Source organism: Tessaracoccus sp. OS52 (assembly GCF_020687685.1).
Classification (GTDB): Bacteria; Actinomycetota; Actinomycetes; order Propionibacteriales; family Propionibacteriaceae; genus Arachnia.
In genome coordinates this window covers 1,675,992-1,690,173 of sequence record NZ_JAJEWM010000001.1, presented here as the reverse complement: position 1 = coordinate 1,690,173, position 14,182 = coordinate 1,675,992, and the positions used below count along the sequence as shown (strand labels likewise).

At 67.6% G+C, this 14,182-nt stretch carries 17 protein-coding genes; 11 read left to right on the top strand and 6 right to left on the bottom strand.

Going from position 1 to position 14,182, the window contains the following annotated elements; all coding sequences use genetic code 11:
- Window positions 1–114: 114 nt before the first annotated feature.
- Together secG and LKO27_RS08000 are read left to right on the top strand one after the other, a co-directional pair.
- The gene (gene secG, locus LKO27_RS08005) at window positions 115–375 is read left to right on the top strand and encodes a preprotein translocase subunit SecG (RefSeq protein WP_370629960.1); all 261 of its coding nucleotides are present in this window, start codon (window positions 115–117) and stop codon (window positions 373–375) included.
- A 50-nt stretch (window positions 376–425) separates the two neighbouring features.
- Window positions 426–782, top strand: a complete 357-nt coding sequence (locus tag LKO27_RS08000) for an RNA polymerase-binding protein RbpA (RefSeq protein WP_227736801.1) — start codon at window positions 426–428, stop codon at window positions 780–782.
- Window positions 783–846: 64 nt separating this feature from the next.
- Here the strand turns inward: LKO27_RS08000 and pgl are convergent, their stop codons facing one another.
- Genes pgl through zwf form a run of 3 tightly spaced genes read right to left on the bottom strand, consistent with a single transcriptional unit; the run spans window position 847 to window position 4,032 of the window.
- The gene (gene pgl / locus LKO27_RS07995) at window positions 847–1,581 is read right to left on the bottom strand and encodes a 6-phosphogluconolactonase (protein WP_227736800.1); all 735 of its coding nucleotides are present in this window, start codon (window positions 1,579–1,581) and stop codon (window positions 847–849) included.
- Window positions 1,578–2,486, bottom strand: coding sequence for a glucose-6-phosphate dehydrogenase assembly protein OpcA (locus LKO27_RS07990; RefSeq protein ID WP_227736799.1), 909 nt, complete (start codon window positions 2,484–2,486; stop codon window positions 1,578–1,580). Before LKO27_RS07990 ends, pgl begins: the two co-directional genes overlap by 4 nt.
- Before the next feature lie 13 nt (window positions 2,487–2,499).
- Window positions 2,500–4,032: a glucose-6-phosphate dehydrogenase gene (gene zwf, locus LKO27_RS07985; RefSeq protein WP_255621880.1), complete on the bottom strand. Its 1,533-nt coding sequence runs from the start codon at window positions 4,030–4,032 to the stop codon at window positions 2,500–2,502.
- 139 nt (window positions 4,033–4,171) lie between these two features.
- On the opposite strand from zwf, the gene LKO27_RS07980 reads away from it, so the two are divergent.
- Complete coding sequence (locus tag LKO27_RS07980) at window positions 4,172–5,095, top strand: heme o synthase (RefSeq protein WP_370629987.1); 924 nt, start codon at window positions 4,172–4,174, stop codon at window positions 5,093–5,095.
- On the opposite strand, the gene LKO27_RS07975 is transcribed toward LKO27_RS07980, so the two are convergent.
- From LKO27_RS07975 to LKO27_RS07965, 3 genes are read right to left on the bottom strand one after another with little or no spacing between them, the layout of a single operon-like run.
- Complete coding sequence (locus LKO27_RS07975) at window positions 5,044–5,991, bottom strand: heme A synthase (RefSeq protein ID WP_227736796.1); 948 nt, start codon at window positions 5,989–5,991, stop codon at window positions 5,044–5,046. The genes LKO27_RS07980 and LKO27_RS07975 overlap by 52 nt on opposite strands.
- Window positions 5,979–6,722, bottom strand: coding sequence for an ABC transporter permease (locus LKO27_RS07970; RefSeq protein WP_227736793.1), 744 nt, complete (start codon window positions 6,720–6,722; stop codon window positions 5,979–5,981). The genes LKO27_RS07975 and LKO27_RS07970 overlap by 13 nt, the downstream gene beginning before the upstream one ends.
- Window positions 6,719–7,429, bottom strand: a complete 711-nt coding sequence (locus LKO27_RS07965; protein ID WP_227736792.1) for an ABC transporter ATP-binding protein — start codon at window positions 7,427–7,429, stop codon at window positions 6,719–6,721. Before LKO27_RS07965 ends, LKO27_RS07970 begins: the two co-directional genes overlap by 4 nt.
- Before the next feature lie 137 nt (window positions 7,430–7,566).
- On the opposite strand from LKO27_RS07965, the gene LKO27_RS07960 reads away from it, so the two are divergent.
- From LKO27_RS07960 to LKO27_RS07925, 8 genes are read left to right on the top strand one after another with little or no spacing between them, the layout of a single operon-like run.
- Window positions 7,567–8,256 (top strand): ArsR family transcriptional regulator, encoded by a 690-nt coding sequence (locus LKO27_RS07960; RefSeq protein WP_227736791.1) that lies wholly within the window; start codon window positions 7,567–7,569, stop codon window positions 8,254–8,256.
- Window positions 8,257–8,261: 5 nt separating this feature from the next.
- The gene (sufB, locus tag LKO27_RS07955) at window positions 8,262–9,707 is read left to right on the top strand and encodes a Fe-S cluster assembly protein SufB (RefSeq protein ID WP_227736789.1); all 1,446 of its coding nucleotides are present in this window, start codon (window positions 8,262–8,264) and stop codon (window positions 9,705–9,707) included.
- Between the two features lie 41 nt (window positions 9,708–9,748).
- Entirely contained in the window at window positions 9,749–10,945 is a 1,197-nt protein-coding gene (gene sufD, locus LKO27_RS07950) for a Fe-S cluster assembly protein SufD (protein WP_227736786.1), read from the top strand.
- An 11-nt stretch (window positions 10,946–10,956) separates the two neighbouring features.
- Window positions 10,957–11,307, top strand: a complete 351-nt coding sequence (locus LKO27_RS07945) for a non-heme iron oxygenase ferredoxin subunit (protein ID WP_370629959.1) — start codon at window positions 10,957–10,959, stop codon at window positions 11,305–11,307.
- Between the two features lie 4 nt (window positions 11,308–11,311).
- Window positions 11,312–12,076 (top strand): Fe-S cluster assembly ATPase SufC, encoded by a 765-nt coding sequence (sufC, locus tag LKO27_RS07940; protein WP_227736783.1) that lies wholly within the window; start codon window positions 11,312–11,314, stop codon window positions 12,074–12,076.
- 31 nt (window positions 12,077–12,107) lie between these two features.
- Window positions 12,108–13,358 (top strand): cysteine desulfurase, encoded by a 1,251-nt coding sequence (locus tag LKO27_RS07935; protein WP_227736781.1) that lies wholly within the window; start codon window positions 12,108–12,110, stop codon window positions 13,356–13,358.
- Window positions 13,355–13,801: a Fe-S cluster assembly sulfur transfer protein SufU gene (sufU, locus tag LKO27_RS07930; RefSeq protein ID WP_227736779.1), complete on the top strand. Its 447-nt coding sequence runs from the start codon at window positions 13,355–13,357 to the stop codon at window positions 13,799–13,801. Before LKO27_RS07935 ends, sufU begins: the two co-directional genes overlap by 4 nt.
- Entirely contained in the window at window positions 13,801–14,181 is a 381-nt protein-coding gene (locus LKO27_RS07925; protein ID WP_227736777.1) for a metal-sulfur cluster assembly factor, read from the top strand. The genes sufU and LKO27_RS07925 overlap by 1 nt, the downstream gene beginning before the upstream one ends.
- The last annotated feature ends 1 nt before the right edge of the window (window position 14,182 follow it).

Genomic DNA, 14,182 nt, shown 5'->3' with positions numbered 1-14,182 from the left:
GCAACTCCACGCGTTGCGGCGCCCCGACGACACCGTCGGGGCGCCGCTTCTTTCGTGCCCGGGCAAGGGCGGGCCGATGTGGAGAAAATGAATCACTCGGGTAGACTCGAAAACGTGATTGTCCCCCTCCTGAGCTGGCCCATTACGACGCTTTCGATCATCCTGGTGATCCTCAGTGCCCTGCTGGCCGCCTCCGTTCTGCTTCACAAGGGCAGTGGCGGCGGAATGTCGGATCTCTTCGGTGGTGGCATGTCCACATCGATGGGTGGCGCCTCCACCGCTGAGCGCAGGCTTGACCGGTTGACGGTCATCCTGACGAGCGTGTGGGTGCTCACGATTGTCGCGTTGCTGGTGCTCTACCGCATCACCGCGTAGCAGGCCAGAGTACAAAGCCAAGTTGAACACGAAGTAGTGGAGGAGTAGCTGTGGCAGGTGGTAGCGCCATCCGCGGTAGCCGTGTGGGCGCCGGTCCAATGGGTGAGGCTGAACGCGGGGACTCCGCGCCGAGGCTACATGTTTCATATTTCTGCGCGAGTGGGCACGAGACCCGCCCCGCCTTCGCCGTGGACGCGGCCATCCCGGAATCCTGGGATTGCCCCCGGTGTGGACTCCCGGCGAACACCGACGCTGAGAACCCGCCGCCGCCGCCGAAGATCGTCCCCTACAAGACGCACCTTGCCTATGTGAAGGAGCGTCGCACGGAGGCCGAGGCCAAGGAGATCCTGGAGGAGGCCATCTCCGCGCTGCGGGCTCGCCGCGCCGCAGGAGAAGTCATCTACTGAGATTCCAACAACGCAAAGGCCGGACCCCTGCGGGTCCGGCCTTTTGCGTGCCTTTCCAGCTGGGTCAGAACTCGCAGCGGTAGGGTTCCGGCAGGTCTGCGGCCGCCTCCTCGTCGATGAACCAGAAAGTGGACTGGCGGCCCTTGGGGTGGGCAGCGGGCAGGCTTCGGTCGTCGCGCACGGCCCGCGCCACGGCGTCGGCCTTCCCCGTGCCGTTGACGATGAACCAGAGTTGATCGGTGCGGTTGAGTGCGGGGATGGTCAGTGTGATGCGCTCGGCTGGCGCCTTCGGGGCCTCCGTGACGCCGATCACCGTCTTCGTGGTGGCCTCGAAGCTCTGGTGGTTGGGGAAGATGGAACCGATGTGGCCGTCGGCCCCGACGCCCAGCAGGGCGATGTCGAAGTGGGTGTCGCCCAGTTCCGCCGCATACTCCGCCGCGCACTGGTGCGCGTCGAGGCGCCCGTCCGCCGCGGGCATCATGTGCGTGGAAGCGGACTTGATGTCCACGGTCCGGGCCAGCCGCGTCAGGGCCTGCAATGAGTTGCGGTCCGGGTCGGTGGCGGGGATGAACCGCTCGTCGCTCCACCACAGCTGCAGCAGGCCGGAGTCGAGGCCCGACTCGGGCGCCAGTTCGGCGAAGCGCTCGTACATGAGGTTGGCGGTGTTGCCCCCGGTCAGGCAGACGTGGACCATGCCCTGGGCGCGCTGCAGCGCGACGATGCTGTCCAGGAAACGGCGGGCGACGACGTCGGCGACCTCGTCGGCGTCGGTGAGGCGGACGACTCGGGTGTAGGTCACGGACCCACCTTCTCGAGCAGCCGCCCGACCGCAGCCTCGAAGATGTCGTCGGCGTCCATCCGCTGCAACTCCTCGGTTATCAGGTCCGTCAGCGGGCGACGCTTGAGCGCCACCTTGCGCTCCGGCTCCCCGGGAACGTTGTAGAGGGCGATCGAGTCCGACCCGCCGCGGTTGATGACGACGTCGCCGTCGGCCGTCTCCAGCCGGACCTCGCTGACACCGGGGCGTTCGTGGTCCTCCATCCGGACCTCGATCCCCAGCCGGTTCTCCAGCCAGGCGGCGAGCAGCATGGCCGGCGCATTGTCCGGCGCGGCCTTCACAACGGCCCCGGTCACTGGACGCGGGTACTGGTCGAGGGCGGCGGCGAGCAGCGCCCGCCAGCGGGTGAGCCTGGTCCAGGTGAGGTCGGTGTCGCCAGGGGTGTGGTTGCGGGCACGCGTGGTCAGCGCGTTCTTGGGGTCCTCGCTGCCGGCGGCGTCGGTGATCCTGCGGTTCGCGAGCGCCCCGACGGGGTCCGCGGCGGGATTTTCGGGGGCCTCGTTGGGCCACCACACTATGGTGGGGGAGTCCGGCAGGAGCAGCGGGAGCAGGACCGAGCCGGCGTGCTCGCGGATCTCGTCCCCATGGATGCGCAGCGCCAGCAGGTCGCCGGGGCTGTCCTCTCCGACCTGGATCTCGGCGTCCAGCCTTGGCTGGTCGCCGTCGGCGTAGACCACCACGATCACGCGCGAGGGATGGGCCCTCGCGGACGCCTGCGCCGCCGCGAACACCTCGTCGCGGCGCTTGTCCTCGGCCACCACCACCAGGGTGAGGACCATCCCGCCGGTCCCGCCGACGGCCTGGCGGGCGCGCAGCAACTCGGCCGCGATCTCCTTGGTGGAGGTGTCGTTGAGTTCGATGATCATGTCCAGGTCTCCTTTACGGCCGTCGCCAGATGAAACCGTCGGCGGCGAGCATGTCCCGTCCGCACTGCGGACCCCAACTGCCGGCGACGTAGGGTTGGGGCTGGTCGGGCCGGTTGTGCCAGTGCTCGATCACCGGGTCCAGGATCTTCCAGCTCAACTCGACCTCCTCCTGCTGCGGGAACAGCGGCGGGTCGCCGAGGAGCACGTCGAGGATGAGCCGTTCGTAGGCCTCGGGCGAGGTGGAGGTGAAGGATCCGCCGTAGCCGAAGTCCATCGAGACCTCACGGATCTCCATCTGGGTTCCGGGTACTTTCGCACCGAAGCGCAACGTCACGCCCTCGTCCGGCTGGATCCGCATCACCAGGGCGTTGGTCCCTAGTTCCTCGGTGTCGGTCGTGGTGAACGGCAGGTGCGGGGCGCGTTTGAAGCTGAGCGCAACCTCGGTGACCCTGCGTGGCATCCGCTTGGCGGCCCGCAGGTAGAACGGCACACCCGCCCAGCGACGGTTGTCGACGTCGACCCGCAGCGCAGCGTAGGTCTCGGTCTTGGATCGCGGGTCCACCCCGTCCTCCTCCAGGTAACCCTTCACGTGCCGGCCGCCCTGCCAGCCGGCGGCGTACTGGCCGCGGGCGGTGTGGAGGTCCAGGTTGTCTGGCACCCTGGCCGCGGCGAGCACCTTCTGCTTCTCGGTGCGCAGCTGGGAGGCCTCGAACGAGGTGGGTTCCTCCATCGCCGTCAGCGCTAGCAGCTGCAGGAGGTGGTTCTGGATGACGTCCCGGGCGGCGCCGATGCCGTCGTAGTAGCCCGCGCGGCCACCGATGCCGATGTCCTCGGCCATCGTGATCTGGACGTGGCTGACGTAGTGGTTGTTCCAGATGGGCTCGAACATCTGGTTGGCGAACCGCAGGGCCATCATGTTCTGGACCGTTTCCTTGCCCAGGTAGTGGTCGATCCGGAACACCTCGTGCGGCTCGAACAGCGCGGAGACGACGTCGTTGAGTTCGCGGGCCGACTGCAGGTCCTGCCCGAAGGGCTTCTCGATGACCACCCGGTTCCAGTTCCCCTCGGAGCGATCCGTGAGGCCGTGCCGCTTCAACTGGCTGACGACGATCTCGAAGCTGGAGGGTGGGATGGACAGGTAGAAGGCGTGGTTCCCGCCGGTGCCGCGTGCGGTGTCCAGCTCTCGGATGGTGTCCCGCAGGCTAAGGAAGGCCTCGTCGGAGTCGAAGGTGCCGGAGACGAACCGGATGCCTTCCAGCAACTGCTCCCACACCTCCTCCCGGAACTCGGTACGGGCGTTCTCCTTGACGGCGTCATGGACCACCTGGGCGAAGTCCTGGTCGGCCCAGTCCCGGCGGGCGAACCCGACGAGTCCGAAGCCGGGAGGCAGCATTCCGCGGTTGGCCAGGTCGTAGACCGCGGGCATGAGCTTCTTGCGCGACAGGTCGCCCGTCACGCCGAAGATGACCAGGACGCAGGGACCGGCGATCCGGGGCAGGCGGCGGTCCTGCGGGTCGCGCAGCGGGTTGGTGATCTCGGTCGTCATCGTGCTCCTTGACCAGTTCGAGGGGACAGCGGAATCAACACTAGTGCGCAAAAGAGGCTGTGGCTTCCCATATCTGCCTACCGGGCGGCGCGGGGTAGACTCACCGCGACGGTTACCGGTTGGAGGGACTTAGAACGTGGTGGCAGGAACTGTGGACCAGACGGTGGACGTCCCGGCGAGACTTCTGGACGTGGTGAAGGCCTACGTCGCGCTCACAAAGCCGCGGATCATCGAACTCCTGCTCGTCACCACCCTCCCCGCGATGTTCCTGGCGGCCGGGGGACTGCCGCCGTGGGACCTTGTGCTGTGGACGCTCCTGGGCGGCCTGTTCGCCGCCGCCAGCGCCAACACGTTCAACTGCATCCTGGACCGTGACATCGATGAGGTGATGCGCCGCACGCGGCGTCGACCGATGCCACGCCACCAGGTCGGCACGGTATCGGCGACGGTCTTCGGCGCCGTGCTCGCGGTGCTTGCCACCGTCGTCCTGGGCTTCGGGGCCAACTGGCTCTCGGCCGCTCTCGCGCTGGCCGCGAATGCCTTCTACATCTTCGTCTACACCATGTGGCTCAAGCGCCGGACCTCCCAGAACATTGTCTGGGGCGGGATCGCAGGCTGCTTCCCACCCCTCATCGGCTGGACCGCCGTGACCGGGGAACTGGCCTGGGCGCCGTTCGTCCTGTTCGCGATCGTTTTCCTGTGGACGCCGCCCCACACCTGGGCGCTGGCGTTCCGCTACAAGGACGACTACGCCGCGGCTGGCGTGCCGATGCTGCCGGTCGTCCGGACCGCTCCGCAGGTGGCCACCCAGATGCTCGCCTACACCGTGGCGACGGTGGCGGTGTCGCTGCTGCTGTGGCCGGTCGCTCCCACCGGCTTGCTCTACCCGGTCGTGGCAGCGGTGCTCGGTGCCGTGTTCATCGTCGAGGCCGTCCGGCTGTGGTTGCGGGCCCGCGCCGGTGCCGAGGGTCCCCAATTGAAGGCGATGCGCCTGTTCCACTGGTCCAACAGCTACCTGGCGCTGCTCTTCCTCGCGATGGCGGTCGATCCGTTGCTGTTCTGAGGCTCGCCTCCCCTGGTGACGAACAACAGCCAGGCAGCCGCAGCGGTGACGAGGGTGAGCCCCACCAGGTGCGCGATCACCACACCGATCGGAAGCCCGAGGAAGTACTGGACGTAGCCGATCACTCCCTGTACCAGCACGCTCGCCAGGAGCGCCCACGCCGCGCGGGTCGCTCGGGGATGGTGGCCCCGCCGCACCCAGACCAGCGACAGCACGATGCCGCCGGTCAGCGCCCAGGCCGACAGGCTGTGGACGCGGGCCACTGACGTGATGTCCAGACCGTTGCGAACCGCGTCGATGTCCCCGGCGTGGGGGCCGGCGCCCGTGACGATCGTGCCCAGCCAGATGCACAGCATCGCGACGGCGAACGTCGCCACCACGAGCGCCCGCCCACGGCCACCGATGGCCTCGGGCGGAGTGCCTCTGGCCATCAGGAGAGCCCACACGCACAACACGATCAGCGCGACTGACAGCAGCAGGTGCAACGCGACCACCCACGGGTTCAGCTGGGTGAGGACGGTGATGCCTCCGATGACACCCTGGAACGGGATGCCGATCCCGATCCCGAGCGTGAGCCACCACAGCCGACTGCGAGCCCCACGGTTTCGCCAGGCTGCGATGAACGCGCCGAGCGCCGCGATGATGAGCACGAAGGTCAGCAGCCGGTTCCCGAACTCGATTGCGCCGTGGATGCCGGCCTCGGCGTGCGGGACGTAGGTGCCCTCGAAGCACTGCGGCCACGTGGGGCAGCCGAGCCCCGAGCCAGTGAGCCGCACCACGGCTCCGGTGACGATGATGCCCATGTTGCAGATGAGTGAGGCGATCAGCCAGCTGCGCAGGGCGCGTTCGCCGTCGAAGAGCCACGCGAGGCCTTTGCGGCTGGTCACGAGGTCCATGAGAACACCTTCCGGGAGACCAGCAGGCCAACGACGCACCAGGCGAGCAGGATGGGGATGGACAGCACCGAGCCGGAGCGCATCGCCTCGCCGAGGGCCCCGGTCGGCAGCCCGGCGACGATTGGCTGCAGCCATCCCGGGTAGCGGGCCACCGGCAGCAGCAGGCCCGCGGCCATGCCGATCAGGTAGACGAGGTTCGCGACGGCGAGCGTCACCTCGGGGCGAGCCGTGCCCGACAGGGACAGGGCGAGTCCGGCGAAGGCGGCCATGGCGAGGACGGCGCTCAGGAGCGCGACCAGGAGGTGCGCCGGTGCCAGTCCGGGCCGCCACCCCAGGGCCAGCGCGATCGCGGCGAGCACCGCCACCTGGCCAGCGGTGATCATGGCGATGCCCAGGGACTTGCCCAGCAGGATCCCGGTCTTGCCGAGGGGAGTGGCCGCGAGCCGCTCGAGCACGTTGTAGCGCCGCTCGAACCCCGTCGAGATCGCCAGTGACGTGAAGCAGGACGACCAGATGGCCAGCGCCAGGACTGACGGGACCGTGGCCGCGAACTCGAGGCCGAGTGCACCCGCGAACCAGCGGCCCGCGATGAGGATGGCCACCGGGATCACCAGGGCCAGGATCGCCTGCTCGCCGTTGCGCATGATCAGGCTCGCCTCGGTCCGCGCGTGGGCCAGCACCTGGTCCTTCCTGGGCGCGGCGAAGCCGGTGGGGCTGAAGTCGAGTGTCATTCCCGATCTCCTGTGGTGTTGGCGAGGAACACGTCCTCGAGGGTTGCGCTGCGGGTGAGGTCGCCGACGGTGCCCTGCGCGGTGACCGCGCCGCGGTCGATTATGCTCACTTCATCCGCCAGCTCGGCCGCCTCCCGCATGTCATGGGTGGTCAGGATGACTGCCACGCCGGCGTCCCGAACCTGCCGCACCAGTTCCCAGGTGTCGCGCTTGGCGCGGACGTCCAGGCCGGCGGTCGGCTCGTCGAGGAACACCAGGCCAGGCCGTCCCACGAGGGCCCCGGCGAGGTTCACGGCCTGCTGCTGACCGCCTGAGAGGTGCCGGTACGGAGTGTTTTCGAAACCCCGGATCCCGAGCCTGTCCATCAGCGTGTCAACCGGCTGCGGGGATCCGTAGAGGCTGGCGAGGTAGCGCAGCAGCTGCCCCGGTGCGATCGCTGACCAGGCGCCGGTGGTCTGGGGCATGAGGCCGACGCGTGCCCTCGCCGTCGCGGAGCCGGGCGGGGCGCCGAACACCTCCAGCGTCCCGGAATCCGGCACCACCAGACCCGTGCAGCAGCGGATGAAGGTGGTCTTGCCGGCCCCGTTGGGACCCAGCAGGGCGGTGACCGCCCCGGGGGTGGCGGTCAGGTCGAGTCCCGAGAGCGCGGGACGTCCGGCGAACGCGACGTGGATGTCACGCGCCACGAGGGCGGGGGAGTGCTGCACCCAGACAGCCTAACCACCGTGGGCGTGGGAGTGCGGGTCAGGCCGCGTCCAAGGCGTGGGACGCGGGTCTGGAATTTGAAAACAGAACTTGTTTAGGAAACACTGGAGTAGCAAATTTCGGAAAGGAGGGGAGCTGTGTGACTGACGAGGTTCAGCTCGAGCACGAGACCGAGATCTCAACCAGGCAGCGGGTGGTCCGGAGCATCCTGGACGAAGGCCCCTCCACGGCACGACAACTCGCCGAGCGGCTGCGACTCACACCGGCGGCGATCCGCCGCCACCTCGGAGCGCTCCTGGCAGACGGCACCGTCGACTCCCACGAGCAGCGCGTCTACGGCCATCGCGGTCGGGGCCGTCCCTCCAAGGTCTATGCGCTCACCGACACCGGTCGCTCCGAGTTCAGGCAGGCCTACGACGACATGGCGATCGCGGCGATGCGCAAGCTGGCAGCCATCGCAGGTCCAGAGGCGGTGCAGGAACTCGCCACGGAGCGGGTGGCCGGCTTCGAGTCGCGATTCCGCGAGTTGAGGCAGTTGCACCCCGAACGGCGCGCCATGGAGTTGCTCGTGGAAGCGCTGGGCGAGGACGGCTACGCGCCGTCGATCCGCCCGGTGCGCTCCGGTGACCAACTCCTGCAGCACCACTGCCCGGTGGCCCACGTGGCCGCTGAGTTCCCGGTGCTGTGCGAGGTGGAGACCCGCCTGTTCGGCACTCTCCTGAACAGTCACGTCCAGCGACTGGCCACCATCGCCCACGGCGACGGCGTCTGCACCACGCACGTACCCAAGCCCATTCCCACCCCGATCACGCTCTCAACCAGGAAGTGACTGATATGACCCAGACAGCACCGCAGCAGGCCCCCGGCCTCGGCGCGACGCAGGATGAGCACCTCGAGGCCCTCGGCAGCTACCGGTTCGGCTGGCACGACTCCGACGTGGCCGGCGCCAGCGCCCGCCGTGGCCTCAGCGAGGACACCGTCCACTACATCTCGGACATGAAGGACGAATCCCAGTGGATGCGTGACCTGCGGCTGAAGGGCCTGAAGCTCTTCGAGCGCAAGCCCATGCCGCAGTGGGGCGCAGACCTGAGCGGGATCGACTTCGACCAGATCAAGTACTTCGTGCGCTCCACGGAGAAGCAGGCGCAAACCTGGGACGACCTGCCCGACGACATCAAGAACACCTACGACCGGCTGGGCATCCCCGAGGCGGAGAAGGCCCGTCTGGTCTCCGGTGTCGCCGCCCAGTACGAGTCCGAGGTGGTCTACCACAAGATCAACGAGGAACTGGAGCGCCAGGGCGTCATCTTCCTGGACACCGACACCGCGCTGAAGGAGCACCCCGAGCTCTTCCAGGAGTACTACGGAACGGTGATCCCGCCCGGCGACAACAAGTTCGCCGCTCTGAACACGGCGGTGTGGTCCGGCGGATCGTTCATCTACGTCCCCAAGGGCGTCCACGTCGAGATCCCGCTGCAGGCCTACTTCCGCATCAACACGGAGAACATGGGCCAGTTCGAGCGCACGCTGATCATCGTCGACGAGGGTGCCTACGTGCACTACGTCGAGGGCTGCACGGCCCCGATCTACTCCTCGGACTCGCTGCACTCCGCCGTCGTGGAGATCATCGTGAAGAAGGGCGCCCGCTGCCGCTACACGACCATCCAGAACTGGTCCAACAACGTCTACAACCTCGTCACCAAGCGCGCCACCTGCGAGGAGGGCGCGACGATGGAGTGGATCGACGGCAACATCGGCTCCAAGGTCACCATGAAGTACCCGGCCGTCTACCTGATGGGCGAGCACGCCCGCGGAGAGACGCTGTCGATCGCGTTCGCCGGCGAGGGCCAGCACCAGGACGCCGGCTCCAAGATGGTTCACTGCGCACCGCACACCTCCAGCTCGATCGTGAGCAAGTCCGTCGCCCGTGGTGGCGGTCGCTCCTCCTACCGCGGCCTGGTCCAGGTGGACCCGGGGGCGCACCACTCGGCTTCGTCGGTGATGTGCGACGCACTGCTGGTGGACCAGATCTCGCGCTCGGACACCTACCCCTACGTCGACGTCCGCGAGGACGACGTGGCGATGCAGCACGAGGCGACGGTCTCCAAGGTCTCGGCTGACCAGCTGTTCTACCTCATGAGCCGTGGCATGGGTGAGATGGAGGCCATGGCCATGATCGTGCGCGGCTTCGTGGAGCCCATCGCGCGGGAGCTGCCGATGGAGTACGCCCTGGAGCTCAACCGCCTGATCGAACTGCAGATGGAGGGTGCGGTCGGCTGACCCGCCACCCACCCGACATCCCTACACGAGAAAGCAAGAGATTGACCACCACCACTGAAGCACCCAACGTGGCCTCTGCCATCGAGAGCCGGACTGCGCCCGCAGCAGGATCGGTCGAGTCCCACCTCCACCCCGTTCCGTCCTGGGACCTCGCGGACCACCCGGTCCCGAGCGGTCGCGAGGAGATCTGGCGGTTCACCCCCGTGAAGCGGCTGGCGACGCTGTTCAAGTCCGAGGCCTCCGGTGCCCACCTCGAATGGGACGCCCGGCTGCCGGACGGCGTCACTTCCCGCGCCATCAGCCAGGCGGAGGCGCGCGAGTTGTCCGTGGAGGCGCCCGTGGACCGAATCTCCGCGCTCGCCCACACCAACAGCCCCGAGGGGGCCGTCCTCGTCGAGATCCCCGACGAGTTCATCGGCGCCGAACCGATCATCATCACCCTGAAGGGCAACGGCCACACCGTCTTCGGACACGTCATCTTCTCGATCGGCAAGTTCGCCGAACTCACGCTCGTGGTCCGCTTCGAGGGCGAGGGCACATTCGCCGAGAAGACCGACGTCATCGTCGGCGACGGCGCGAAGCTGAACTTGGTCACGGTTCAGGACTGGGCCGACGGCGCGGTGCACGGTGGCCAGCGCTCGGTCCGCGTCGGGCGGGACGCCCACGTCAAGACCGTGACCGCATCGCTGGGCGGCGAGGTCGTGCGGCTGCAGGAGAACTCGCACTTCCAGGGACCCGGTGGCCAGATCGAGTCCTACGGCCTCTACTTCGTGGACGCCGGGCAGCACATCGAGCACAGGCTCTTCGTGGACCACAACGAGCCGCACACCAAGTCCGACGTGGACTACCGCGGCGCGCTGCAGGGTGAGGGTGCGCACTCGGTCTGGATCGGCGACGTGCTGATCCGCAAGGTGGCCGAGGGCATCGAGACCTATGAGGCGAACAAGAACCTCGTCCTCACTGACGGCTGCCGGGCGGATTCAGTGCCCAACCTGGAGATCGAGACCGGTGAGATCGCCGGCGCCGGACACTCCTCCACGACTGGACGCTTCGACGACCTGCAGCTGTTCTACCTGCGCAGCCGCGGCATCACCGAGGACGAGGCCCGTCGCCTCGTCGTCCACGGCTTCTTCTGGGACATCATCCGTCGCATCGACGTCCCCTTCATCGAGGAGCGGATGATGGCGCAGGTCGAGAAGGAACTCGAGGTTTTCAAGGCCGTCGAGGCCGAGAAGTGAGCTTCAGGCCGGTGGCGGATGTCTCTGAGGTGGCGGCGGACCGGCCGCTGGCCGTGGACATCCCCGCGACAGACCCGGGGCAGGACGACCTGCGCGTCGCCGTCGTCCTGCACCAGGGCGAGTACTTCGCGATCGAGGACGAGTGCTCCCACGGGGCCGTGCCCCTCAGCGACGGCGACGTGGTGAACGGGACGGTGGAGTGCTACCTCCACGGCTCCGTGTTCGACCTCCGCACCGGCCGCGCACTGAACCTCCCAGCCACCGAACCCGTTCGAGTGTTCCCCTGCCGCGTCGACGGCACGTCCATCGCGGTGGACGTCGAAAACCCCATCACAGCCCAAACAGCAAATCAGGAGTCCTGAAAAAATGTCCAAGCTCGTCATCACCGACCTGCACGCGAACGTCCTCACCGAGGAGGGTCCCAAGCAGATCCTCAAGGGCGTCAACCTCACCGCCAACCCCGGCGAGATCCACGCCATCATGGGCCCCAACGGCTCCGGCAAGTCCACGCTGGCCTACGCGATCGCCGGGCACCCGAAGTATGAGATCACCAGTGGATCCGTGACGCTGGACGGCGTCGAGCTCACCGAGCTGACCGTCGACGAGCGCGCCCGGCAGGGCCTGTTCCTCGCCATGCAGTACCCGGTCGAGGTGCCTGGCGTCTCGGTCTCCAACTTCCTGCGCACGGCCAAGACCGCCATCGACGGCCAGGCGCCCAAGGTGCGTACCTGGGTCAAGGACGTCGAGGCCGCGCTCGGCCGGATGCAGATGGACAAGTCCTTCTCCGCGCGTTCGGTGAACGAGGGCTTCTCCGGTGGTGAGAAGAAGCGCCACGAGATCGCCCAGCTGGAACTGCTGAACCCGAAGGCTGCCATCCTCGACGAGACCGACTCCGGTCTCGACATCGACGCGCTGCGGATCGTCGCCGACGGCGTGAACGCCTACACCGCCCAAGGTGACCGTGCGCTCCTGCTGATCACCCACTACACCCGCATCCTGCGCTACATCGAGCCGACGTTCGTGCACGTGTTCGTCGACGGCCGCATCGTCGACGAGGGTGGCAGGGAACTGGCCGACAAGCTCGAGGTCTCCGGTTACGAGGCCTACGTGCGCGCGGCCGCGAACGCCTGATCGAGCTCTACCGAACCAGAAGGTGACCCCCTTGAACCTCGACGTCGACGCGATCCGCGCGGACTTCCCGATCCTCGGGCGTACCCAGGGGGAGCACCCCTTGGTGTACCTCGACTCGGGCAACACGTCGCAGAAACCCCAGGTGGTCATCGACGCGATCGCCGAGCACTACTCGCAGCACAACGCCAACGTGGCACGCGCCATGCACCTGCTTGGCGCCGAGGCGACGGAGGCCTACGAGGACTCCCGGGCCGCGGTGGCGCGCTTCATCAACGCCCCGCGGGCGGAGGAAGTGGTGTTCACCAAGAACGCCTCCGAGGCCCTCAACCTCGCCGCGCACTCGCTGGGTGCGGCCCTGGGGCCCGGGGACGAGGTGGTGATCTCCGTCATGGAGCACCACTCCAACATCGTTCCCTGGCAGTTGATGTGCGAGCGGACCGGCGCCACGTTGCGCTGGTTCGACATCACCGAGGACGGCCGACTGGACCTGGACGCCGCTGAACGGGACAACCTGATCAACGAGCGCACGAAGATCGTCTCGCTGGTCTGGGTCTCCAACGTGGTGGGCACCCGCAACCCGATCAGCGAGATCGCGGCGCGGGCGCACGCCGTCGGCGCCACCATGGTGGTCGACGGTTCCCAGGCCGTGCCACACCAGCCGACGGACGTCTCCACCCTCGGTGCGGACCTGCTGGCCTTCACGGGCCACAAGATGTGTGGTCCGACGGGGATCGGCGTGCTGTGGGGACGCTACGACCTGCTCGCCTCCATGCCACCGTTCCTGGGTGGCGGCGAGATGATCGAGATCGTCGAGATGGAACGCTCGACCTTCGCCCAGCCGCCCTACCGGTTCGAGGCCGGTACCCCGCCGATCGCGCAGGCCGTCGGCCTCGGGGCTGCCGTCAGGTACCTCGAAGGCATCGGGATGGAGGCCATCGAGGCGCACGACCACGAGGTCACCGCCTACGCGCTGGACAAGCTGACGGCCATCGAGGGCCTGACCATCCTCGGGCCGAGCGAGGCGGTGGAGCGGGGGAGCGCCATCTCGTTCAACCTGGAGGGCGTGCACCCGCACGACGTGATGCAGGTACTCGACTCGCGTGGCGTGGCGATCCGGGGCGGTCACCACTGTGCGCGTCCACTTCACAAGCGGCTCGGCCACCAGTCGTCGACCCGGGCATCCTCTTACCTCTACACCACCACCGGTGAGATCGACGCCCTCGCCGACGCCCTCGTGCACACCCGCAACTACTTCGCACCGCGATTCGGGGGAGGCTCATGAACATCGACGAGCTCTACCAGACCATCATCCTCGACCACTACCGCGAGAAGCACCACAGCGGACTGCGGGACCCCCATGACGCCGAGGTGCACCACGTGAACCCATCCTGCGGCGATGAGCTCACCCTTCGGGTGAAGCTCGACGGCGAGGAGATCGTCGACGTCTCCTACGACGGGGTGGGCTGCTCCATCTCGCAGGCCTCAACCTCTGTGATGACCGACCTGGTCATCGGCACCGATTTCGAACATGCCATGGCCCTGTATGATGAATTCCTCGAGATGATGCAGTCCAAGGGCCAGATCGAACCGGACGAGGACCGCTTCGGTGACGCCATCGCGTTCGCCGGGGTCTCCAAGTTCCCCGCTCGCGTCAAGTGCGCGCTGCTCGCCTGGGCCGCGCTGCGGGACGCGGTAGGCCAAGCCACTTCCAAGGAGGCATCCTGATGTATGAGACCAACACCCGTCCCAGCGACCTCGTGAAGGACGAGCTGCCGGACACCAACGCAGCCCCGTCCGTGCCCACCGAGGACGAGATCCTCGAGGCAATGAAGGACGTCGTCGACCCCGAACTCATGGTCAACGTGGTGGACCTGGGCCTCGTCTACGGGGCCGCGGTCGACGACCAGGGCAACGTCACGCTGGACATGACGCTGACGTCGCCCACTTGCCCCCTCACGGACAAGATCGAGTACGACACCAAGTACGTCCTCGAAGGACTGGTCAACTCGGTGACGATCAACTGGGTCTGGCTGCCGCCGTGGAGCCTGGAGATGATCACCGACGACGGTCGCGAGCAGTTGCGCGCCGTCGGCTACAACCTCTGAG

What these genes read in the sequence shown, in the direction of transcription:
- LKO27_RS07990 (WP_227736799.1), bottom strand. Translation starts at nt 2,486, where the DNA reads ATGATCATCGAACTCAACGACACCTCCACCAAGGAGATCGCGGCCGAG.
- zwf (WP_255621880.1), bottom strand. Translation starts at nt 4,032, where the DNA reads ATGACGACCGAGATCACCAACCCGCTGCGCGACCCGCAGGACCGCCGC.
- LKO27_RS07975 (WP_227736796.1), bottom strand. Translation starts at nt 5,991, where the DNA reads ATGGACCTCGTGACCAGCCGCAAAGGCCTCGCGTGGCTCTTCGACGGC.
- LKO27_RS07970 (WP_227736793.1), bottom strand. Translation starts at nt 6,722, where the DNA reads ATGACACTCGACTTCAGCCCCACCGGCTTCGCCGCGCCCAGGAAGGAC.
- sufB (WP_227736789.1), top strand. Translation starts at nt 8,262, where the DNA reads ATGACCCAGACAGCACCGCAGCAGGCCCCCGGCCTCGGCGCGACGCAG.
- sufC (WP_227736783.1), top strand. Translation starts at nt 11,312, where the DNA reads ATGTCCAAGCTCGTCATCACCGACCTGCACGCGAACGTCCTCACCGAG.
- sufU (WP_227736779.1), top strand. Translation starts at nt 13,355, where the DNA reads ATGAACATCGACGAGCTCTACCAGACCATCATCCTCGACCACTACCGC.
- LKO27_RS07925 (WP_227736777.1), top strand. Translation starts at nt 13,801, where the DNA reads ATGTATGAGACCAACACCCGTCCCAGCGACCTCGTGAAGGACGAGCTG.